We start from the raw sequence: 21,763 nt of genomic DNA on the forward strand, positions 1-21,763 counted from the left end.
TAATGGCCACAGCTGTGTGAGTTTGCTCACCAGTGACCAGGCATTACGGGCATAACGGACAGTCAATTCCGCACCACAAAGCGGACATTGCGCCACTGAATGCGTCATTCCGCTCCCGATCATCGCGACTGGGACAGCTTGCCAGGCGCGGGGTTTGGGCGGCGTAAGTCCGATTCCATATGAATTGGCACGCACGTCGGGTAGCGCATGCGTCACCGGACGTGACCGACTGTCCAGGCAGGGGCTCGCACCTTGTTGGAGATCCGCCTCTGTGCTGGAATTCGCGGGACCGCCGCGGGAATCAGCCGGCGCGCAGGTGGCGCGACACAGCGCCGAGCGCGGCGGCAACGGAGAGGGAGACGCGCCGGTCACCGACGACCACCATGGGGCGCATTGCCCCACGACTCGACACCGTCCCACCGGTCGCCCGGCGGGACGCCTGGTCCAGAGGTTGCGACGCTAGTGCAGGGACGATTCAAGAGGGATGACAAGGGGTCTCCCCAGGCCCGTCAGGGCCGTGGGGACGCCGCGCCGGAGCAGGACCCGCGCGGCGGGACCGACCGTGGCTCCTCGCCCCAGCACGCCCAGAACCGCGGGCCGGCTGTCGAGAGCGGGGGCCCCGACGGCTCCGCCGCGGTGAAGCCGAAGGGCCGCGCCAAGCCCAAGGGCGGCTCCAAGGCCGACGACGAGTCGGGCAGCCGCGACGTCGCGATACCCCAGACCCCCCGTGGGTCCGGTTCCCGTCTGGCCATGCAGAACTGGCGCATCAGCACGCGACTGGTGTCGCTGCTGACCCTGCCGGTCGTCGCCGCCACCACCCTCGGTGGCTTCCGCATCAACGACTCGCTCAACGACATCGCGCAGCTGGAACACATGCAGCTGCTGACGACGATGACGCGTCAGGCCACCAACCTGGCCGCCATGCTCCAGGCCGAGCGCGACAACTCCGCCGGTCCGCTGTCCGTCGACAAGTCGGGCAAGCCGAGCACCCTGGTCCAGGGCGTCCGCGACTCGACCGACTCCGCCGTCCGCGCCTTCGCCGCCGCGACCGACAAGGTCGACGTCGCGGAGGGCAACGACGAGACGCTCCGGTCGATCCGCAACAACATCCTGCAGATCGCACACGGGCTCAACAACCTCGAAGAGATCCGCAAGAACGCGTACCAGAACGGTGCCCAGCAGACCGTCACCGAGTACAACGCGCTGGTCGTCTCGCTGCTCTCGCTCTCGCAGGACATGGCCCAGGCCACCTCGAACCCCGAGATGATCAAGCGCACCCGCGCGCTGGCCGCGTTCTCCTCCGCCAAGGAGTACGCCTCGATCCAGCGCGCGATCATCGCGGCCGCGCTCCCCGCGGACCCCGCGCTGGCCGGCAACCTCACCGAGAACGACCGTCTCTACGCCCGCTCCGCCCAGAGCAGCGAGGAGCAGGCGCGCAAGACCTTCGAGCTCGTCTACCAGGGCAAGCCCGAGGAGCTCCTCGCGGCGCTCGGCGACGGCAACCAGGAAATCGCCACCGCCGACCACTACGCCCGCCGCGTCCTGGGCAACAAGGACCAGTTCGCCAAGGAGAAGAACCGGTCCTGGATGGACTGGTACGACGCGGACGACACCAAGCTCCAGGCCATGAAGGTCATCGAGCTCACCCTGCTCGAGGACATGGAGCAGAAGGCCCGCGAACTCAAGAACGAGTCGCAGCGCGACGCCCTCATCAACGGTGCGCTGATCCTCCTCGTCCTCGGTGTCTCCCTCGTCGGCGCCTTCGTCATGGCCCGCTCGATGATCCGCTCGCTGCGCCGCCTCCAGGACACCGCGACCCGCGTCGCCCAGGACCGGCTGCCCGAGCTCGTCAAGCAGCTGTCGGAGTCCGACCCGCAGGACGTGGACACGACGGTGGAGTCCGTCGGTCTGCACACCCGCGACGAGATCGGCCAGGTGGCCGCGGCCTTCGACGACGTGCACCGCGAGGCCGTCCGCCTCGCCGCCGAGCAGGCCCTCCTGCGAGGCAACGTCAACGCGATGTTCACCAACCTCTCGCGCCGTTCGCAGGGCCTCATCCAGCGCCAGCTCTCGCTCATCTCCGAGCTGGAGTCGCGCGAGGCCGACCCGGACCAGCTGTCCTCGCTCTTCAAGCTCGACCACCTCGCGACCCGCATGCGCCGTAACGGCGAAAACCTCCTCGTCCTCGCGGGCGAGGAGCCGGGCCGCCGGTGGACCCGCCCCGTCCCGCTCGTCGACGTGCTCCGCGCCGCCGCGTCCGAGGTGGAGCAGTACGAGCGCATCGAACTCTCGTCGGTGCCCGGCACCGACGTGGCCGGCCGCGTCGTCAACGACCTCGTGCACCTGCTCGCCGAGCTGCTGGAGAACGCCACCTCGTTCTCCTCCCCGCAGACCAAGGTCAAGGTCACCGGTCACGCGCTGCCCGACGGCCGCGTGCTCGTCGAGATCCACGACACCGGTATCGGCCTCTCCCCCGAGGACCTCGCCGCGATCAACGAGCGGCTCGCTTCGCCGCCCACCGTGGACGTCTCCGTCTCCCGCCGCATGGGTCTGTTCGTGGTCGGCCGCCTGTCCCTGCGACACGGCATCCGCATCCAGCTCCGTCCCTCCGACTCGGGCGGTACGACGGCCCTCGTCATGCTCCCGGTGGACGTCGCCCAGGGCGGCAAGAAGCCGGCTCCGATGCCCGGCCAGGGCGGTCCGGGCGGCCAGGGTGCTCCCGGCGCCCCCGGTCAGGGCGGTCCCGGCGCGCAGGCGCAGGGCTCGATCCCCGGTCCCGGCGCGCGTCCCCCCGTTGGCGCCGCCCCGCAGCGCGGCCAGGTGTCCGCAGGCAACCAGCGCGCGGCCCTGCCGGGCCGCGACGGCGGCCCCGGCGGCCAGCCCCAGGGCCCCGGCCCGCAGGGCGGACGGCCGCAGCAGCAGGGTCCCGGCGGCCAGACGCAGAGCGCCTTCGGTTCGGGTGCTCCGCTGCCGGGCCGCGGCCCGGTCTCGGGTCCCGGCGGCCCGGGCGGCTTCGGCGGTCCGCAGGCCCGTCCGGTCGGTGCCCCCACGGCGTCCGGTCCCGGCGGCTTCCCGCAGGGCAACGGCTTCGAGCGCCCGCAGCAGCCCCAGCAGGCGCAGCCCCAGCAATCGGCCCAGCAGCCGGCCCCGCAGCAGCAGGGTCAGCCGCAGGCCGGCGGCCCGGCGGGGCGCGGCCCCCGGCCGCAGCTTCCGCCGCGCGGTGGCGCACCCCGTCCGGAGCTCCCGGGCACGGGCGGCGGACCCGCAGCGATACCCCAGACCACCACGTGGGGCGCGGACCAGCGCGGGCACGACGTACCGCGCGGCCACGACGAGCTGTCGGGCCCCGGTTCCACGTCCGAGTTCCCCCGCCCCGACTTCAACGCCCCGGCCCCGCAGGCCGGCGGCCGCGACAACGGCACCACGGGCCAGTTCGCCCGCCCCGAGTTCGGTGACCCGGCCTCCACCGGTCAGTTCCCCCGCCAGGACTTCGGCGACCCGGCCTCCACGGGGCAGTTCGCCCGCCAGGACTTCCAGGCCCAGCGGCCCGGCGGCCCCGGTGTCGGCGGCTACGTCCAGCCCGGCCAGGCCCCGCAGCCCCAGGGCAACTACTCCCCCGTGCCGACCCCGCGCGCGGAGGCTCCGCGGCTGCCGCAGGCGTCCCGTCCGGAGGCGCTGCCCCCGGCCGGTCCGGGCGCCGGCGAGGCCCGCAGCCCGATCTTCGACACGCTGGAGTCGAACTGGTTCCGCCAGGAGGCGGGCCAGCCCCCGGCTCAGGCACCGGCGGTGCCCCAGCAGGCGCAGCAGTCCGCCCCGGCGGCTCCGGCTCCGGCCGCCCCGCAGCGCCCGCAGCAGCACCAGCTGCCGCAGCGCGGCCAGGAGCAGGCTCCGGCCGAGTCCGCTCAGACGGCCACCGGCGCCGTGCCGACCGTGAGCTGGCGCTCCTCGCCGAACGACGAGCTGATGCGGCAGGCCGAGCGCGTGCGCCAGCCCGCCGCCGGCGGCATCACCACGTCGGGTCTGCCCCGCCGGGTCCCGCGGGCGAACCTCGTGGCCGGCACCGCGCAGCAGCAGGCCGAAGCACAGGCCGGCCCCCAGGTTTCGCGGTCCCCGGACGATGTCCGCGGCCGTCTCACCAACCTCCGACGCGGTATCCAGCAGGGTCGGCAGGCCGGCACCACCGGCCCGGCCACCGGCAGTTACCACATCGACCCCACTTACCAGCAGGAGCGATAGTTGAGTTCGATGAGCCAGGCGGCACAAAACCTGAACTGGTTGATCACGAACTTCGTGGACAACACCCCCGGTGTGTCCCACACCGTGGTGGTCTCCGCCGACGGCCTCCTTCTGGCGATGTCCGAAGGCTTCCCCCGCGACCGGGCCGACCAGCTCGCCGCGGTGGCCTCCGGGCTGACCTCCCTCACCGCGGGTGCGTCGCGCATCTTCGAGGGTGGCGCCGTCAACCAGACGGTGGTGGAGATGGACCGCGGGTTCCTCTTCCTCATGTCCGTCTCCGACGGATCCTCGCTGGCCGTACTGGCGCACCCCGAGTGCGACATCGGCCTGGTGGGCTACGAGATGGCCCTCCTCGTGGACCGCGCCGGCAGCGTCCTCACCCCGGACCTGCGCGCGGAACTGCAGGGAAGCCTGCTCATCTGACTGCCGCTCTCCCGGCCGGACGGTACTGCCGGCCGGGGGACCGGGGCCACGGCCCCGGAACCCAGTACCACCGCCAGGCCGTCATACCGTCCCCCCACCGGCCGCCCCGTCAGACGGCACGCTGACCATTGCTGTCCAGCCCGGAGGATCAATGACCCCGCCCCCCGCCTATTCCGATCAGTACGGAGACTCGTACTCGGAAGGCGACCAGCCGCTGGTTCGTCCGTACGCGATGACCGGCGGCCGGACCCGACCGCGCTACCAGCTCGCCATCGAGGCCCTGGTCAGCACCACGGCCGATCCGATGCACCTGTCCGGGCTGCTCCCGGAGCACCAGCGCATCTGCACCCTCTGCCGTGAGGTCAAGTCGGTCGCGGAGGTCTCCGCGCTGCTGAACATGCCGCTCGGCGTCGCACGAATCCTCGTCGCCGACCTGGCGGAGGCCGGCATGGTGGCCATCCACCAGCCGGGCAATGGAGAGGCCGGCGGAACGCCGGATGTAACGCTGCTCGAGAGGGTTCTCAGTGGACTTCGCAAGCTCTAACGGCGGAGCGGCTCCTCGCTCCACCACCTCCGCGAAGATCGTGGTGGCGGGTGGCTTCGGCGTGGGCAAGACCACGTTCGTGGGCGCCGTCTCCGAGATCAACCCGCTGCGCACCGAGGCCGTGATGACGTCCGCGAGCGCGGGCATCGACGACCTGACCCACACCGGGGACAAGACGACCACCACGGTCGCCATGGACTTCGGCCGCATCACCCTGGACCAGGACCTGATCCTGTACCTCTTCGGTACCCCGGGTCAGGACCGCTTCTGGTTCATGTGGGACGACCTCGTGCGCGGCGCGATCGGGGCGATCGTCCTGGTCGACACGCGTCGCCTGGCCGACTGCTTCCCGGCCGTGGACTACTTCGAGAACAGCGGCCTGCCGTTCGTCGTGGCCCTCAACGGCTTCGAGGGGCACCAGCCGTACACCCCGGAGGAAGTCCGCGAGGCCCTGCAGATCGGCCCGGACGCCCCCATCATCACCACCGACGCCCGCCACCGCGCGGACGCCAAGAGCGCGCTCATCACGCTCGTCGAGCACGCACTGATGGCGCGGCTCAAGTAAGACTCCGCGCAACGAGGGCTTCACCGGCTGGTTTTAGGGGGCGGGCTGTGTCATGCGACACGGCCCGCCCCCTTCGTTCATAACGTTTCGACAGAGAATTGCCGGTAGTTGGCGACACGGTGCGTTCGCCCGGTGTCACTGCGCTCACAACTGGCCCCGCTTTTGCCGCAGGACGCTCTTTATGTCCGGTTTATGTGGGACATAGGTCTCTAGGAATGGCCGATTTCAACTGTTTGGAACACGGCCGTTAACCGTGCTGGAATTCAACGAACTAGCTAGTAGCACCGCCGAGAGGTTGTTGGTCGAGTGAGGCGAAGCAACTCGAGCCCCGCGGATGAACCCGCGCGCGGCAACTTCACCCCGCCGCCGCGCGCGGCCGCGTCATCCTTTGACGTACCCGTGGAACCATCCGTGAGCAGCGGCAGCACCAGCAGGTTCTCGCCCCGCAACTGGCGTGTGCCGACCCGTCTGAACGCCATCCTGCTCGTCCCGGTCCTCGTCGGACTGGTGATGGGCGGCTTCCAGGTGAAGGGCTCCATCGACACCTGGAACGAGGCCAAGGACGCCGAGAAGACCGCCGCCATCGTCCAGGCCGCCGCCGAGTACGGCCAGGCGCTCCTGAACGAGCGCGACCTGACGGCCGATGCCCTGCTCAGGGGCCAGCGCGAGTCCGAGCCCGTCCTGAAGGCGTACTCCGCCACCGACGCCGCCAAGGCCAAGTTCGCCGAGGCCGCGAAGGACCTGCCCGCGGGCCAGGGCCTGGAACGCCGCCTGGAGCTCTTCCGCCAGGAGGAGCCGAAGCTGGAGCAGGTCCGCAAGACGGCCTACCTGCCGCAGCTGGAGACGCCGAAGAAGGCCCTCCCGAAGGCACTGGGCCCGATCCCGACCGAAGAGGGGTACGTGCTGGTCCAGCACTACCTCATGCAGTTCTCCAACGAGCTCGGTCTCGGCACCGGCAACGTGACCTCGTACGGCCGCATGGTCTACGCGCTCGAACTGTCCAAGGCCGCGAACTCGCTGCAGCGCTCGGTGGGCACGCACCTGCTGGTCCGGCCGAGCACCAACGAGGACATCCGCAAGGCCCAGCTCGTCGCCTTCTCCTCGTACGCGTACCTCGAAGAGATCGCCATCGGCGAGTACGTCGCCGCCGGCACCGACGAGGACGTCGCCCGCCTGCGCGAGATCATGGGCAAGAAGTCCGAGGAAGGCGCCCAGAAGCTCGCCGCCGCCAAGCAGGCGGCCGAGCAGGCCGGCACCGTCTTCCACGCCCCGCCCGTGGTCAACGACTCCGCGCTCACCGGTATGACCGAGGCGATAGCCAGCGGCGAGAAGCCCGCCAAGCTCGCCGTGGACGGCACCACCCCGCAGGCCTGGCAGGCCGCGGCCACCGCCAAGTTCGACGGCTACGCCGAGCTCGAGAAGGAACTGCTCGCCAAGGCCCTCAAGGACTCCGGCGCCGTCTCCGACGAGGCCCGCAACGACGCCATCCTGACCGGCGCCATCGTGGTCGTGGCCCTGCTCGCCGCCTTCATCCTGGCCGGCATGATGGCCCGCCAGATGGGCAAGGCGATGCGCCGTCTGCGCGGAGCCGCCTTCGACATCGCCGAGCAGCGCCTGCCGATGCTCGTCGACCAGCTCTCGCGCACCGACCCGGGCAAGGTCGACACCCGCGTGGTGCCGATCCCGATCGACTCCCAGGACGAGATCGGCGAGGTCGCCCGCGCCTTCGACCAGGTCCACCGCGAGGCCGTCCGGCTCGCCGCCGAGCAGGCCCTCCTCCGGGGCAACGTCAACGCGATCTTCACGAACCTCTCCATGCGCAACCAGTCGCTGATCGAGGGCCAGCTGACCCTGATCACCGAGCTGGAGAACAACGAGGCCGACCCGGACCAGCTGGAGAACCTCTTCCGCCTGGACCACCTGGCCACCCGCATGCGCCGCAACGGCGAGAACCTCCTCATCCTCGCGGGCGAGGAGCCGGGCCGCCGCTGGGACCAGCCGGTCCCCCTCGTCGACGTCCTGCGCGCCGCCTCCTCCGAGGTGGAGCAGTACGAGCGCGTCGAGCTGTCGGGCGTCTCCGAGGCCGAGATCCACGGCCAGGCCGTGACCGACCTCGTGCACCTGCTCGCCGAGCTCCTGGAGAACGCCACCACCTTCTCCTCCCCCCAGACCAAGGTCCGGGTCAACGCGACGCGTCTGCCCGACGGCCGCGTGATGGTCGAGATCCACGACAAGGGAATCGGCCTGACCGCCGAGGACTTCGCGGACATCAACCACAAGCTGGCCAACCCGCCGACCGTGGACGCCGCGATCTCGCAGCGCATGGGTCTGTTCGTGGTCGGCCGGCTGGCCGACCGGCACGGCATCCGCGTCCAGCTGCGCCCCTCGGGCGAAGCGGCCGGTACCACCTCGCTGGTCATGCTCCCCGACGCCATCACCCACGGTGGCGGTGGCGAGGAGATCCCGGCGGACGACTTCACGGTCTCCCAGATGATCCCGCGCCAGCAGGCCCAGCAGCCGGCCGCGCTGCGCACGGCCGCCGAGCTCGGCTTCGACGACTCCCGCTACGAGGTCCACCGGGCCGACCAGCCGGGGTTCGACGAGCCCGCCGCCGACCCGGTCGGCCGGTCCCTGGGCCGTGAGGAGCGCCGGGCCGCGCTGGAGGCGCAGGTCGGCTACCCGCAGGTGCAGTCGCAGTACGACGAGCCCGCGGCGGAGTATCCGGAACCGCAGCCGGAGCACGCGTACCAGCCGTACCAGGGCTACGAGCAGCAGCCCGCGCAGGGCTACGACCCCGGTTACGAACCCGCTCAGGCCGGGCAGGGATACGACGCGTACACCCAGCAGGATTACGCCTATCCGGAACCCGAGTACACGGATCAGCGACAGGAACTCCCGGCCTACGACGGCGGGTACGATTCCCGTTCCACGGCTGCGGAGTGGCCCCAGCAGAACACCTACTCGGGCTCCTACCAGCAGGATTACGGGACCGAATCGGAATCACCGGCCGCTCCCGAACCGGCCCCGGAGCGCGTAGGCTTCGACCGTCCGGGCGCCACTGCGGACGCCGGTCACCAGGTGACCGGGGCGGGCCTGCCGCGACGCGGCAGCCAGCCGCAGCAGCGGCCGGGTCAGCAGGAAACGGAGTCCTCCGGATCCCTCTTCGAGCAGCGGCCGCAGCGTCAGCAGCAGCCCGCGGCGCCGGAGAAGGCCACCGGGGAAACGGAAGGCACTGCCGACTGGCGCTCGAACAACGACGAGCGCTGGCAGCAGGCCGCCAAGCTCCGCGAGCCGAAGGCCGGCGGGGTCACCCCCTCCGGTCTCCCCCGGCGGGTGCCCAAGGCCAACCTGGTCGAGGGCGCTGCGGAGACGACGCCGCAGGGAGGCCCCGAGGTCTCCCGAGCCCCGGAGGACATCCGTGGCAGGTTGAGCAACCTGCGACGCGGTGTCCAGCAGGGCCGCAACGCGGGATCCGAGCAGTCAAGTAACAGCTATGACCAGGAGCGTTAGTGTGAGCGCGATGAGCCAGGCGGCGCAGAACCTGAACTGGTTGATCACCAACTTCGTGGACAACACCCCAGGGGTGTCCCACACGGTTGTGGTATCCGCCGACGGCCTCCTTCTGGCCATGTCCGAAGGCTTCCCCCGCGACCGGGCCGACCAGCTCGCCGCGGTGGCCTCCGGGCTGACCTCCCTCACCGCGGGTGCCTCCCGCATCTTCGAGGGTGGCGCCGTCAACCAGACGGTGGTGGAGATGGACCGCGGGTTCCTCTTCCTCATGTCCGTCTCCGACGGATCCTCGCTCGCGGTGCTCGCGCACCCCGAGTGCGACATCGGCCTGGTGGGCTACGAGATGGCCCTCCTCGTGGACCGCGCCGGCAGTGTCCTCACCCCGGACCTGCGCGCGGAACTGCAGGGCGGACTTCTCAACTAGCAGACAGGCAGTGCGTTTCGCGTCACTGCACCATAGGGTGCGGTGGCGCGGTTCCACAGGGAGTACTGCGTACTTGGAGTCGGAGGAGGAAACGTGACAACACCCGGAGGACATCCCTATGGCGGCGCGCAGCAGCCGCAGGGTGGGCACGACCAGAACCGCTTCAACTTCCCTTCTGCTCCCAGCAACCGGCCCGCGCCGGAGCACGACCCCGCCTCCGGGCAGCCGTACCAGCGACAGCCCTACCAGCAGCCGTACAGCCGGCCGCAGCAGCCCGGGCAGTCCTACCGGCCTCCGCAGCAGCCTCCGCGCGGCGGACGCCCGCAGGCTCCGCAGGCGCACAACCCGCTGGTGCGTCCGTACGCGATGACCGGCGGCCGGACCCGGCCGCGCTACCAGCTCGCCATCGAGGCGCTGGTCAGCACCACGGCCGATCCCGCGCGTCTGCAAGGGCAGTTGCCCGAGCACCAGCGCATCTGCCTCCTGTGCCAGGAGATCAAATCCGTCGCGGAGATCTCGGCACTTCTTTCCATTCCTCTTGGCGTAGCCCGGATCCTCGTCGCCGACCTGGCGGAGGCCGGCCTCGTAGCCATCCACCAGCCCGGCGGCGACGAGTCCGCCGGCGGCCAGCCAGATGTGACACTGCTCGAAAGGGTGCTCAGTGGACTTCGCAAGCTCTAACGGCGGAGCGGCTCCTCGCTCCACCACCTCCGCGAAGATCGTGGTGGCGGGTGGCTTCGGCGTGGGCAAGACCACGTTCGTGGGCGCCGTCTCCGAGATCAACCCCCTGCGCACCGAGGCCGTCATGACGAGCGCCTCCGCCGGCATCGACGACCTGACCCACACCGGGGACAAGACGACCACCACGGTCGCCATGGACTTCGGCCGCATCACCCTGGACCAGGACCTGATCCTGTACCTCTTCGGTACCCCGGGCCAGGACCGCTTCTGGTTCATGTGGGACGACCTCGTGCGCGGCGCCATCGGCGCCGTCGTCCTGGTCGACACCCGCCGTCTCGCCGACTGCTTCCCCGCCGTCGACTACTTCGAGAACAGCGGCCTGCCCTTCGTCATCGCCCTCAACGGCTTCGACGGGCACCAGCCGTACACCCCGGAGGAAGTCCGCGAGGCCCTGCAGATCGGCCCGGACGCCCCCATCATCACCACCGACGCCCGCCACCGCGCGGACGCCAAGAGCGCGCTCATCACCCTGGTGGAGCACGCCCTCATGGCCCGCCTGCGGTAGCCGTCCGGTCGTACGCGAAAGCCCCCCGCACTCCGAGGAGTGCGGGGGGCTTTTCACGTGGTGCGTGCGGGGCTTCGCGTACTAGCCCTGCCAGCTGCGCGGGCCGCGGAAGCCGGGGGTGCGCTCCAGGCGGCGCCAGCCGGCCTGGGAGCTGGCGGCGGCGGTGGCGGTGTCCTCGGGGGCGGCGGCGGCGCGGGCGAGCAGGATCGCGGTGATCGCGGCCAGCTCCTCGGGCTCGGCGTTGCCCTTCTCGACCTTCAGCAGGGTGGCGGTTGCGTTGCTCATCGGTGGCAGTTCTCCTTCGACGTCTACTGGGGCGGGTTGCCGTGCTTGCGCGACGGCAGGTCCGCGTGCTTGTTGCGGAGCATCGCGAGGGCGGCGACGAGGACTTCGCGGGTTTCCGCGGGGTCGATCACGTCGTCCACGAGGCCTCGCTCGGCCGCGTAGTAAGGGTGCATCAGCTCGGCCTTGTACTCCTTGACCATGCGCGCACGCATTGCCTCGGGGTCTTCGGCGTCCGCGATCTGCTTGCGGAAGATGACGTTGGCGGCACCCTCGGCGCCCATCACGGCGATCTCGTTGGTCGGCCAGGCGTAGGTGAGGTCGGCGCCGATGGACTGGGAGTCCATGACGATGTACGCACCGCCGTAGGCCTTGCGCAGGATCAGCGAGATCCGCGGCACGGTCGCGTTGCAGTACGCGTACAGCAGCTTCGCGCCGTGGCGGATGATGCCGCCGTGCTCCTGGTCGACGCCCGGCAGGAAGCCGGGGACGTCCAGGAGGGTGATGATCGGGATGTTGAAGGCGTCGCAGAGCTGGACGAAGCGCGCCGCCTTCTCGGAGGCGTGGATGTCCAGGACGCCGGCGAGGTGGCCGGGCTGGTTGGCGACGATGCCGACGACCTGGCCGTCCATCCGCGCCAGGGCGCAGATGATGTTGCGGGCCCAGCGCTCGTGGATCTCCAGGACGTCGCCCTCGTCGACGAGCTCCTCGATGACCTTGAGCATGTCGTACGGGCGGTTGCCGTCGGCGGGCACCAGGTCCAGCAGGACGTCGGACCGGCGGTCGGCCGGGTCGCTGGTCTCGTGGACCGGGGGGTTCTCGCGGTTGTTGGAGGGCAGCATCGTGATGAGGTAGCGGACCTCGGAGATGCAGGTCTCCTCGTCGTCGTACGCGAAGTGCGCCACGCCCGAGGTCTCGGCGTGCACGTCCGCGCCGCCGAGGCCGTTCTGGGTGATCTCCTCGCCGGTCACCGCGCGGACCACGTCCGGGCCGGTGATGAACATCTGCGAGGTCTCCCGGACCATGAACACGAAGTCCGTCAGTGCCGGGGAGTAGGCCGCGCCGCCGGCGCAGGGGCCCAGCATCACCGAGATCTGCGGGATGACGCCCGAGGCCTTGGTGTTGCGCTGGAAGATGCCGCCGTACCCGGCGAGCGCCGAGACGCCCTCCTGGATGCGGGCGCCGGCGCCGTCGTTGAGGGAGACCAGCGGGGCACCGGCCGCGATGGCCATGTCCATGATCTTGTGGATCTTCGTGGCGTGGGCCTCGCCCAGGGCGCCGCCGAAGATGCGGAAGTCGTGTGCGTAGACGAAGACCGTGCGGCCCTCGACCGTGCCCCAGCCGGTGATGACACCGTCGGTGTAGGGCTTCTTGGCCTCCAGGCCGAACCCCGTCGCGCGGTGGCGACGCAGCTGCTCGACCTCCTTGAAGGAACCCTCGTCGAGCAGCAACGCGATCCGCTCACGGGCGGTGAGCTTGCCCTTGGCATGCTGCGCTTCGGTCGCCCGGTCGCTCGGGCCGCGCCGCGCCTGCTCGCGCAGGTCGTGCAGCTCGGCCACGCGCCCGCGGGCGTCCGTCGGCTCGCTCGGAATCTGGTCCACAACGGTCATGTAATGACCTTACGAAGCCGGACCGGAAAAACCCTCCGTCGAATCCACACAGTGTCGGGTGTCTTCCGCTGTCCGGGCCGGACAGAAGCAATAAGGGTGTAGTGGCGCCCACCAGGCAGGACGTTGGTCCTTTGTGGGGATCGGACAAAAACTCCAGCCAAGCGGACGACAAGGTGCCGCCAAGGCGCCGTCAAGTCATCCAAGCCACGCGCAAGAACGCCAGAGGTTGAAATTTGAACGGAATGGGTCTAGCGTCATTGTTGTTGAAAGTTCAACGAGTGCCGGTCACCGAGCGGCACCCCTACTTAGGAGAAGCAGCCATGGGTCTCTTCACCCGCCGCGCCCAGGACACCACCACCGCCGTCGCCACCCTCGAGGTCGACCCGGCCCTCGCCGCGCTCACCGGCGACTACGTCATCGACGCCTCCCACAGCAGCATCGGGTTCACCGTCCGCCACGCGATGGTCACCAACGTGCGCGGCACCTTCGCCGACCACGAGGGCTCCCTGCACCTGGACGGCGCCGACCCGTCCCGCTCCACCGCCTCCATCGACGTGAAGATCGCCTCCATCGACACCGGCATCGCCGACCGGGACGGACACCTGCGCTCCGGGGACTTCTTCGACGCCGAGACCTTCCCGCTGATGACCTTCCGCTCCACCGAGGCGGAGCAGCTCGGCGGCGACAAGTACCGCATCACCGGCGAGCTGACCATCAAGGACGTCACGCGCCCGCTCTCCATCGACCTGGAGTTCGGCGGCTCGGCCACCGACGTCTACGGCAACGAGCGCGTCGGGTTCGAGGGCTCGGCCGAGATCCTGCGCTCCGACTGGGGCCTGACCTGGAACGCGGCGCTGGAGACCGGCGGCGTGATGGTCAGCGACAAGGTGAAGCTGACCTTCGACATCTCGGCGATCAAGCAGGCGTGACCCCGATTCCACACCGCGGGGCCGGGGGCGGCTAGAAGTCGCCCCCGCCGAAGCCGCCTCCGCCATCGAAGCCGCCTCCGCCGCCGAAGTCCCCGCCGCCGAAGTCGGACGGGTTGAAGTCGGCCCCGGAGACGTCGCCGCCGTCGAAGCCTCCGCCCCCTCCGTCGAATCCGTTGCCGCCTCCGAAGTCGGAGGCGTAGGCCGGACTGGACATCATCGAACCGAGCATCGTGCCCATGAGCAGGCCGGGCAGGATGCCGCCGCCGAAGTAGCCGCCGGCCCAGGGACCGTACGCCGGGCCGGCGTCGTAGTAGGGGCGCCGACCGTGCTCAGTGTCGACGGTGCGGACCGCCGGGTCCTGGCCGTCGCGCAGCCGGACGGCGTCCGCCGCGCAGACCGGGACCGTACGGGCGGCCCCGCCCGCCGGGGCCCAGGCCGCGTCCTCGGTGCTCGGCCCGTGGCGCGGGTCGAAGAAACAGGGAGCGCGGCGCTCGGGCAGCGGCCGGCCCTGCCGGCGCGCGTCGAGGCGGGCCAGGGCGTAGCGGCCGTCCTCGAGGGCCTGCGTGACCCCCTTGACCTCCTCGGGGTGCTGCACGGAGGCCATGATCTGCTTGGCCTTCTCGTACGAGTCGAGGCCCTGCTCGCAGTCCGCGCGCATGGCGTCGTCGGCGCCGGGCTCACCGGGGTGGAAGTCGAGGCGCTCCAGCTCCTCGCCGAAGGCCGTGATGTCCTCGTCGACGACCACGCTCAGCCGGGCGATGGACTCGCGGCGAAGTTCTTCCTTCTTCTTGCGGTTGCGCTTGACCAGCGCGTACGCCCCGCCACCGCCGACGGCGGCCACCACACCGAGTCCGATCAGGGCGCCCACCGGGGCGCCGCCGCCGTCGGTGCTCGCAGTGCCCCAGGAGGCCGGGGCCTTGCCCTTGGCCTGGGCGAGGGCCTGGTCCACGAAGGTGTTGAGCTCGGTGTTCGCGTCCGTGGTCCCGCCCGCCTTGACGGCGTCGACCAGGTTGCGGACGGCGTTGTTCGGCATGACGGCCCGGTCGGCACCGGCGTTGAAGCCTTCCCCGAGCCGGATCGCGTAGAGCCCGGTGATGCCGGTCTCGGTACGGACCGTCTTGAGCACGCTGGCGGCGGGGAACTCGGCGGTGGCCGGCAGCACGGCCACGAACACCGGCTTCCCGGCGTCCTTGATCTTCTTCGCGAGCGCGTCCGCCTGCGCGGGCGACAGCTGCGCCTCGGCGCGGGGGTCCACGTAGACCGGGCCCTTCTTGAGGGCCTCCGCCACGGTGGTGGTCCCGTCGGCCGCCGACGCCCCCGGGGCGACCAGCAGGGCGGTCGCGGACAGCGCCAGCAGCAGAGCGGCCAGCAGCGATCCCATACGTACGGATATAAGCCTGGTCCTCATAGTCACGACGCTACCCGAACGGGTGCAATCCTGTGTGAGCTGGACATAAGGGCTATCGGCCCGCGCCGACCATCCGTTCGACCTACACTCCCCGACCGGGGCCCTTCCCCCTCTTCGCCCCGCCCGGGGCATGGGCCGTGAAAGGGAAACCGGGCGGACCCCGGGCCCTGGAGCCGCACCACGGCTATTACCTCCACTTCACGGTCCTGGAGGAGCCGCGAGCGTTTCCACGCGCACGTGACATCGCAGTGCTGACGCGGAAGCACCCGCGGCCACGGCCACGGTCGCGGCCCGGGACTACTCCGCCGGCTCCACGCCCGCGTGGAGAAGGCCGTAGGTGAAGGCGTCCTCCAGGGCCTGCCAGGAGGCCGCGATGACGTTCGGGGCGACGCCGACCGTGTTCCACTCGCGGGTGCCGTCCGTCGTGGTGACCAGGACCCGGGTCGTGGAGGACGTGCCGTGTGCGCCCTCCAGGATGCGGACCTTGTAGTCGATCAGCTCGAACTTCGCGAGCTGGGGGTAGAAGCGTTCGAGGGCGCCCCGCAGCGCGCGGTCCAGTGCGTTGACCGGGCCGTTGCCCTCCGCCGTCGCGACGATCCGCTCGCCCTTGGCCCACAGCTTCACCGTGGCCTCGTTGGCGTGCGTGCCGTCGGGGCGGTCCTCGACGATGGCCCGCCAGGACTCGATGCGGAAGTACTTGCGCGCCCGGCCCTCGGCCTCGGCGCGCAGCAGCAGCTCGAAGGAGGCGTCGGCGGCCTCGTACGTGTAGCCCTGGAGCTCCCGCTCCTTGACCCGCTCCACCACCCGGGAGACCAGTGCGCGGTCCCCGCCGAGGTCGACGCCGAGCTCCTTGCCCTTGAGCTCGATGGAGGCCCGGCCGGCCATGTCGGAGACGAGCATCCGCATGGTGTTGCCGACCCGCGCGGGGTCGATGTGCTGGTACAGGTCCGGGTCGACCTTGATCGCCGAGGCGTGCAGGCCCGCCTTGTGCGCGAAGGCGGAGACGCCGACGTAGGGCTGGTGCGTGGAGGGGGTGAGGTTGACGACCTCGGCGATGGCGTGCGAGATCCGGGTCATCTCGGCCAGCGCGCCCGCCGGGAGGACCGTACGGCCGTACTTGATCTCCAGCGCGGCGACGACCGGGAAGAGGTTGGCGTTGCCGACGCGCTCGCCGTAGCCGTTCGCGGTGCACTGCACGTGGGTGGCGCCCGCGTCCACGGCGGCCAGGGTGTTGGCGACGGCGCAGCCGGTGTCGTCCTGGGCGTGGATGCCCAGGCGGGCGCCGGTGTCGGCCAGTACGGTCGCCACGGTCGCGGTGATCTGCGCGGGCAGCATGCCGCCGTTGGTGTCGCAGAGGACTACGACGTCGGCGCCGGCCTCGTGTGCGGCGCGCACGACGGACTTCGCGTACTCGGCGTTGGCCCGGTAGCCGTCGAAGAAGTGCTCGCAGTCGACGAAGACCCGGCGGCCCTGGGAGACCAGGTGGGCGACGGTGTCGCGGACCATCTCCAGGTTCTCTTCGAGGGTGGTGCGCAGGGCGAGCTCGACGTGCCGGTCGTGGGACTTGGCGACCAGGGTGATCACCGGGGCGCCGGATTCCAGCAGGGCGCGGACCTGCGGGTCGGTGGCGGCCGAGCCGCCCGCCCGGCGGGTCGCGCCGAAGGCGACGAGCTGGGCGTGCTTGAAGTCGATCTCCGCGCGGGCGCGCGAGAAGAACTCGGTGTCGCGCGGGTTGGCGCCGGGCCAGCCGCCCTCGATGAACCCCACCCCGAAGTCGTCCAGGTGCCGGGCGATCGTCAGCTTGTCCGCGACCGTGAGGTTGATGCCCTCACGCTGGGCACCGTCGCGCAGGGTCGTGTCGAAGACGTGGAACCCGTCATCGGTGCCGGGGCCCGAAGCCGGCGCAGTCGGCTCGGTCGCCTCTGTCGTCGTCATGCTGATCTGACTCCTGTCGGATGGGTGGTTCCGGATGCCGCCCGCGGGGCAGGCCGACGCCACTGCCCCCATCATCGCGCGCTGCCCGTTTCCGGCACGTTCGGGCCGGAAAACGAAAAAACCTCTCGCGGGTGCGAGAGGTCTGCGCGCGGGTCTGGGGCACGGTGGCCGCCTCCGCGAAGTTCTTTCGCGGCTCAGCGGCCACTGGGGACCGGCGCGCTGCTGTCCATAATCATGAGCTGAGCAGGCACGTCGGCAGTCTGCCATACCGCATGCCGCGCATGGACGGGGATCTCAGCATGCGGGCAGGCCCGTCCGGTGGCTGGAGGGGCGGGGCGGGACCGCGGGCCGGGCGGGGCGCCGGCTCAGGCTCCGGCCCCCGGGGTCAGCGCCTCACTGAGGAACTCGCCGACGTGCTCCAGGATGTCGCCCCGCCCTATCCCGGGCAGGCCGACGGCGACCTGGATGCTGAACCCGTCGAGCAGGGCCCGCAGCCGGGCCGCGAAGCGGTCCGGGTCGACCGGGCGGAACTCTCCGCGCGAGATGCCCTCGGCGAGCAGGGCCACGAGGTCCCGGTGCCAGGCGCCCTCGATGGCCCCCTGGCGGTCCCGCTCCCCCGGTCCCGCGTTCTGCGAGCGGTTCCAGACCTCCAGCCACAGCGTCCAGTGCGGATCCCGGGCACCCTCGGGCACGTACAGGTCCACGTACGCCTGCAGGCGCTCGCGCGCCGGGCCGCGGCGCGACAGCAGGGCGCGGCGGCGGGTGCCCAGCGCCGCCTCGCTCCACTCCAGGGTCTGCAGCAGGAGCTCGTCCTTGGTGCGGAAGTAGTAGAGGAGATGACCGCTGCTCATGCCGACCTGGCGGCCCAGGCCGGCCATGGTCAGACCGTCCAGGCCGCGTTCGGCGATGGTGGCCATGGCGGCGACCAGTACGTCCTCGCGCGGCGGCGCGTTCTTGCGCGCGGCACGTACCTCACCCGCCACCATGGCCCACTCCTCGTCCCGGTCGCCCTCTCGGGGTCAGACCTTCGGCTGCTGCTGGGTGATGCAGTGGATACCGCCACCCCCGGCGAAAATCGTACGTGCGTCGACGAGCGTCACGGTCCGCTCGGGGAAGAGACCGCGGAAGATCTCCGCCGCCTCCTCGTCGCGCGGGTCGTCGAAGGCGCACAGGACCACGCCGCCGTTGCACAGGTAGTGGTTGATGTAGGAGTAGTCGACCCACTCCCCGTCCTCTTCCAGCACGGTCGGCGCCGGGATCTCCACGACCTGGAGCTGACGCCCCTGGGCATCGGTGGCCGCGCGCAGGATGGCGGCGATGGTCTTGCCGCGCTCGTGGTCCGGGTGGGCCGGGTCGGGCTGGCTGTGGACCATGACCACGCCGGGGCGGGCGAAGGCCGCGACGATGTCCACGTGGCCCTGGGTGCCGTAGGTGCCGTAGTCGCCGGCCAGGCCGTACGGGAGCCAGATCGCCTTGGTGGTACCGAGGTGGGCGTGGATCTCGGCCTCGACCTGCTCGCGGGTCCAGTCGGGGTTGCGGCCCTTGCCGAGCTGCACGGTGTCGGTGAGGAGCACGGTGCCCTCGCCGTCCACGTGGATGGCGCCGCCCTCGTTGACCAGCGCGGTGCTGTAGGTGCGGGTCCCGACGATGCCGGAGATCTCCCGGGCGATCTTCGAGTCGTGGTCCCAGCGGGCCCAGTCCTGGGCGCCCCAGCCGTTGAAGGTCCAGTCGACGGCGGCCAGCTCGCCCGCGTCGTTGGTGACGAAGGTCGGGCCGATGTCGCGCATCCAGGCGTCGTCGAGCTCGCGCTCGACCAGCTCGATGTCGTCGCCGACCACGGCGCGGGCGCTCTCGGCGTCCCCGGGCGAGACCACCAGGGTCACCGGCTCGTACGAGCGCACCGCGCGGGCCACGGCGCCCCAGGCCTCGCGGGCCTCGGCGAGCTCCTGCTCGTTGGTGAAGGTGGGGTTGGGGCTGGGCCAGGCCATCCAGGTGCGCTCGTGGGGCGTCCACTCGGCGGGCATCCGGAATCCGGCGTTCACGGGCGTGGTGTCGGTCATGGCAGGGAGGTCCTTACGGGCTGTTCTGACGTACGAACTGTGCTGGTTCACAAGAAGTACAGGCGGTTGAGGGAGACCGATTCGGCGGCTTCGGAGCGCAGCGGTTCGCCGTCCAGGGAGACGAGTCCGCTGCGCGCGTCCACATCGACCGCGCCCACCCGGGAGTTGAGGAGCAGGTTCCCGGGGCCGATGCCCCGGGTGCCGCGGACGGCGACCCGGCGCCTGCGGGTCGGCATCTCGTCGCTTCCCAGGGCCGCCGCGGCGGCAGAGACGAAGGCTACGGAGATCTCGGCCGCGGTGGCCCCGTACGAGCCGAACTGCGGTCCGAGGACCAGCGGTTCGCAGGTGTCGGTGGCGGCGTTGGGGTCACCGGTGACCCCGTAGGCCGGGAAGCCGGACTTGAGGACCAGTTGCGGCTTGGCGCCGAAGAACTGGGGGCGCCACAGCACGATGTCGGCGAGCTTGCCGACCTCGATGGAGCCGATCTCGTGAGCCAGGCCGTGGGCGATGGCCGGGTTGATGGTCAGCTTGGCCATGTAGCGCAGGACGCGGGCGTTGTCGTCGCCCTCGCCGTCGCCGTCCAGCGGGCCCAGCTCGCCCTTCATCTTGGCGGCCATGGCGAAGGTGCGGCGGATGGTCTCGCCCGCGCGGCCCATGCCTTGGGCGTCGGAGGAGGTGATGCCGATCGCGCCGAGGTCGTGCAGGACGTCCTCGGCCCCCATCGTGCCCGCGCGGATCCGGTCGCGGGCCATGGCGGCGTCGCCGGGGAGGTCCGGCTTGAGGTCGTGGACGGAGACGATCATGCCGTAGTGCTCGGCGACCGCGTCCCGGCCGAAGGGCAGGGTCGGGTTGGTGGAGGAGCCGATGACGTTCGGCACGCCCGCCATCTTCAGGACGTTCGGGACGTGGCCGCCGCCGCAGCCCTCGATGTGGAAGGCGTGGATGGTCCGGCCGTCCAGCACCCGCAGGGTGTCCTCGACGGACAGGCATTCGTTGAGGCCGTCGCTGTGCAGGGCGACCTGCACGTCGTACTCCTCGGCGACGCGCAGGGCGGTGTCCAGGGCGCGGGTGTGCGCGCCCATGTCCTCGTGGACCTTGAACCCGGAGGCCCCGCCTTCGGCGAGGGCCTCGATCAGCGGGGCCGGGTCCGAGGAGGAACCGCGGGCCAGGAAGCCGATGTTGACGGGCCAGGCGTCGAATGCGTTGAAGGCGTGCTTCAGCGCCCACGGCGAGTTGACGCCGACGCCCCAGACCGGGCCGAACTCCTGGCCGATGATCGTGGTGACGCCCGCGGCGAGCGAGGCCTCCATGATGCGCGGGGAGAGCAGGTGCACGTGGGTGTCGACGGCGCCGGCGGTGGCGATCATGCCCTCGCCGGAGACGATGCTCGTCCCCGTGCCGACGACCACGTCCACCCCGTCGAGGGTGTCGGGGTTGCCGGCCCGGCCGATCGCGTGGATGCGGCCCTCGCGGATGCCGATGGAGACCTTGCGGATGCCGAGGACTGCGTCGATGACCAGCACGTTGCTGATCACCACGTCGCAGGTGTCGCGGACGGCGGCGGCCTTCAGGTGCAGCCCGTCACGGGCCGTCTTGCCGAAACCGGCCAGGAACTCGTCCCCGGGCTTCTGGGAGTCGGACTCCACCCGGACGGTCAGCCCGGAGTCGCCGAGCCGGACCCGGTCGCCGGCGCGGGGGCCGAAGACGGAGGCGTACTCGTGCGGGTCGATGTGCCGGCTGCCGGGTGCGCAGTGCGCGCTGTGGTCCGTGTGGGGTGTCTGCCGGCTCATGCCGTCGTCCCTTCCGGGCGGTCGTTGGCGTCGGGAGCAGCGGCCGCGCCGAGATAGCCGCAGGCCGCGGCGCGGGTCAGCGCCAGCTCCTTGGCTCCGGGAGCGTCCAGCGGGCCGTCCACCAGGCCGGCGAAGCCGATGGCGATGCGTGCGCCACCAATCGGGACCAGGGCGACCTCGGCCTCGCCGCCGGGGTCGAAGCGGACCGAGGAGCCCGCAGGCACGCACAGGCGCATGCCGTAGGCCGCCGCGCGGTCGAAGTCGAGGCGCGGGTTGGCCTCGAAGAAGTGGAAGTGGGAGGTGACGCTCACCGGCACCGGGGCGGTGTTGCGCACGCGCAGGTGGACCGTGGGCTCCGGCTGGGGGGCTCCGGGGCCGGGTACGACCGCGCCCGGGGCGTCCTCGCCCAGGCCGACGGCGCCCCGGATCGGGGACGAGACCACCGCGAGGCGGGATCCGTCGTCGAAGACGGCCTCCACGTGCACCTCCGTGACCACGTCGCTGACGCCGGGCAGGACGTCGTCCGGGCCCAGCACGGAGCGGGCCTCCTCGATCGCCTCGGCCAGCCGCTTGCCGTCGCGCGCGGCCTCGCAGACCGTGTCCGCGACGAGCGCGGTGGCCTCAGGGACGTTGAGCTTCAGTCCGCGGGCCCGTCGCGCCCTGGCCAGTTCCGCAGCACTGCGGAGAAGCAGCCGGTCGCGCTCCGTAGGGGTCAGCCGCACGCCGATCCACCACCCTTTGAGTCGATGGGTTAGAGCATCACTCTAACTCTTCATTTCCTTGCAATGAAGCATTGACCTG

Annotated in this window: 17 protein-coding genes; 9 read left to right on the forward strand and 8 right to left on the reverse strand. The window is 71.0% G+C overall.

Features of this window, described 5'->3' with window-relative positions; translation table 11 throughout:
* The first annotated feature begins 462 nt into the window (after positions 1-462).
* The 8 genes from OG898_RS03790 (at position 463) to OG898_RS03825 (ending at position 10,948) form a co-directional block, all read left to right on the forward strand.
* The gene (locus OG898_RS03790; RefSeq protein WP_250743939.1) at positions 463-4,236 is read left to right on the forward strand and encodes a nitrate- and nitrite sensing domain-containing protein; all 3,774 of its coding nucleotides are present in this window, start codon (positions 463-465) and stop codon (positions 4,234-4,236) included.
* A 9-nt stretch (positions 4,237-4,245) separates the two neighbouring features.
* On the forward strand, positions 4,246-4,659 hold the full coding sequence (locus OG898_RS03795) for a roadblock/LC7 domain-containing protein (RefSeq protein WP_008739864.1): 414 nt from the start codon (positions 4,246-4,248) through the stop codon (positions 4,657-4,659).
* A 151-nt stretch (positions 4,660-4,810) separates the two neighbouring features.
* Positions 4,811-5,203, forward strand: coding sequence for a DUF742 domain-containing protein (locus OG898_RS03800; protein ID WP_243337752.1), 393 nt, complete (start codon positions 4,811-4,813; stop codon positions 5,201-5,203).
* The gene (locus OG898_RS03805) at positions 5,184-5,768 is read left to right on the forward strand and encodes an ATP/GTP-binding protein (RefSeq protein WP_243337754.1); all 585 of its coding nucleotides are present in this window, start codon (positions 5,184-5,186) and stop codon (positions 5,766-5,768) included. The genes OG898_RS03800 and OG898_RS03805 overlap by 20 nt, the downstream gene beginning before the upstream one ends.
* Before the next feature lie 306 nt (positions 5,769-6,074).
* Positions 6,075-9,278 (forward strand): nitrate- and nitrite sensing domain-containing protein, encoded by a 3,204-nt coding sequence (locus OG898_RS03810; RefSeq protein WP_266954965.1) that lies wholly within the window; start codon positions 6,075-6,077, stop codon positions 9,276-9,278.
* Positions 9,279-9,288: 10 nt separating this feature from the next.
* Positions 9,289-9,702, forward strand: a complete 414-nt coding sequence (locus OG898_RS03815; protein WP_243337850.1) for a roadblock/LC7 domain-containing protein — start codon at positions 9,289-9,291, stop codon at positions 9,700-9,702.
* 93 nt (positions 9,703-9,795) lie between these two features.
* Positions 9,796-10,383, forward strand: coding sequence for a DUF742 domain-containing protein (locus tag OG898_RS03820; RefSeq protein ID WP_250742432.1), 588 nt, complete (start codon positions 9,796-9,798; stop codon positions 10,381-10,383).
* Positions 10,364-10,948: an ATP/GTP-binding protein gene (locus OG898_RS03825; protein WP_007266770.1), complete on the forward strand. Its 585-nt coding sequence runs from the start codon at positions 10,364-10,366 to the stop codon at positions 10,946-10,948. The genes OG898_RS03820 and OG898_RS03825 overlap by 20 nt, the downstream gene beginning before the upstream one ends.
* Positions 10,949-11,029: 81 nt before the next feature.
* Here OG898_RS03825 and OG898_RS03830 read toward each other — a convergent pair whose 3' ends face one another.
* Both OG898_RS03830 and OG898_RS03835 read right to left on the reverse strand, forming a co-directional pair.
* Positions 11,030-11,233, reverse strand: a complete 204-nt coding sequence (locus OG898_RS03830; RefSeq protein WP_250742433.1) for an acyl-CoA carboxylase subunit epsilon — start codon at positions 11,231-11,233, stop codon at positions 11,030-11,032.
* 23 nt (positions 11,234-11,256) lie between these two features.
* Positions 11,257-12,840, reverse strand: a complete 1,584-nt coding sequence (locus OG898_RS03835) for an acyl-CoA carboxylase subunit beta (protein ID WP_243337765.1) — start codon at positions 12,838-12,840, stop codon at positions 11,257-11,259.
* A gap of 320 nt (positions 12,841-13,160) precedes the next feature.
* Between OG898_RS03835 and OG898_RS03840 the strand changes: the two genes are divergently transcribed.
* A complete protein-coding gene (locus OG898_RS03840) occupies positions 13,161-13,769 on the forward strand; it encodes a YceI family protein (RefSeq protein WP_250742434.1) in 609 nt (202 codons plus the stop codon).
* Positions 13,770-13,800: 31 nt separating this feature from the next.
* Here OG898_RS03840 and OG898_RS03845 read toward each other — a convergent pair whose 3' ends face one another.
* From OG898_RS03845 to ureA, 6 genes are all read right to left on the reverse strand, one after another.
* Positions 13,801-15,177 (reverse strand): hypothetical protein, encoded by a 1,377-nt coding sequence (locus tag OG898_RS03845; protein ID WP_266954969.1) that lies wholly within the window; start codon positions 15,175-15,177, stop codon positions 13,801-13,803.
* Positions 15,178-15,474: 297 nt separating this feature from the next.
* Entirely contained in the window at positions 15,475-17,112 is a 1,638-nt protein-coding gene (gene cimA, locus OG898_RS03850) for a citramalate synthase (protein ID WP_250742437.1), read from the reverse strand.
* Positions 17,113-17,477: 365 nt separating this feature from the next.
* A complete protein-coding gene (locus OG898_RS03855; protein WP_250742438.1) occupies positions 17,478-18,098 on the reverse strand; it encodes a TetR/AcrR family transcriptional regulator in 621 nt (206 codons plus the stop codon).
* A gap of 33 nt (positions 18,099-18,131) precedes the next feature.
* Positions 18,132-19,172 carry an agmatine/peptidylarginine deiminase gene (locus tag OG898_RS03860; RefSeq protein WP_250742439.1) on the reverse strand — a complete coding sequence of 347 codons (1,041 nt, stop codon included), beginning with the start codon at positions 19,170-19,172 and terminating at the stop codon, positions 18,132-18,134.
* Positions 19,173-19,219: 47 nt separating this feature from the next.
* Positions 19,220-20,962 (reverse strand): urease subunit alpha, encoded by a 1,743-nt coding sequence (locus tag OG898_RS03865; protein WP_266954972.1) that lies wholly within the window; start codon positions 20,960-20,962, stop codon positions 19,220-19,222.
* Positions 20,959-21,684, reverse strand: coding sequence for an urease subunit gamma (gene ureA / locus OG898_RS03870; RefSeq protein WP_266954974.1), 726 nt, complete (start codon positions 21,682-21,684; stop codon positions 20,959-20,961). Before ureA ends, OG898_RS03865 begins: the two co-directional genes overlap by 4 nt.
* Positions 21,685-21,763 lie beyond the last annotated feature (79 nt).

Origin of the sequence: Streptomyces sp. NBC_00193 (assembly GCF_026342735.1) — a bacterium.
GTDB lineage: Bacteria > Actinomycetota > Actinomycetes > Streptomycetales > Streptomycetaceae > Streptomyces > Streptomyces stoeckheimensis.

What these genes read in the sequence shown, in the direction of transcription:
- OG898_RS03830 (WP_250742433.1), bottom strand. Translation starts at nt 11,233, where the DNA reads ATGAGCAACGCAACCGCCACCCTGCTGAAGGTCGAGAAGGGCAACGCC.
- OG898_RS03815 (WP_243337850.1), top strand. Translation starts at nt 9,289, where the DNA reads ATGAGCCAGGCGGCGCAGAACCTGAACTGGTTGATCACCAACTTCGTG.
- OG898_RS03865 (WP_266954972.1), bottom strand. Translation starts at nt 20,962, where the DNA reads ATGAGCCGGCAGACACCCCACACGGACCACAGCGCGCACTGCGCACCC.
- OG898_RS03840 (WP_250742434.1), top strand. Translation starts at nt 13,161, where the DNA reads ATGGGTCTCTTCACCCGCCGCGCCCAGGACACCACCACCGCCGTCGCC.
- OG898_RS03855 (WP_250742438.1), bottom strand. Translation starts at nt 18,098, where the DNA reads ATGGTGGCGGGTGAGGTACGTGCCGCGCGCAAGAACGCGCCGCCGCGC.
- cimA (WP_250742437.1), bottom strand. Translation starts at nt 17,112, where the DNA reads ATGACGACGACAGAGGCGACCGAGCCGACTGCGCCGGCTTCGGGCCCC.
- OG898_RS03800 (WP_243337752.1), top strand. Translation starts at nt 4,811, where the DNA reads ATGACCCCGCCCCCCGCCTATTCCGATCAGTACGGAGACTCGTACTCG.
- OG898_RS03795 (WP_008739864.1), top strand. Translation starts at nt 4,246, where the DNA reads ATGAGCCAGGCGGCACAAAACCTGAACTGGTTGATCACGAACTTCGTG.
- OG898_RS03860 (WP_250742439.1), bottom strand. Translation starts at nt 19,172, where the DNA reads ATGACCGACACCACGCCCGTGAACGCCGGATTCCGGATGCCCGCCGAG.
- OG898_RS03835 (WP_243337765.1), bottom strand. Translation starts at nt 12,840, where the DNA reads ATGACCGTTGTGGACCAGATTCCGAGCGAGCCGACGGACGCCCGCGGG.
- OG898_RS03845 (WP_266954969.1), bottom strand. Translation starts at nt 15,177, where the DNA reads ATGAGGACCAGGCTTATATCCGTACGTATGGGATCGCTGCTGGCCGCT.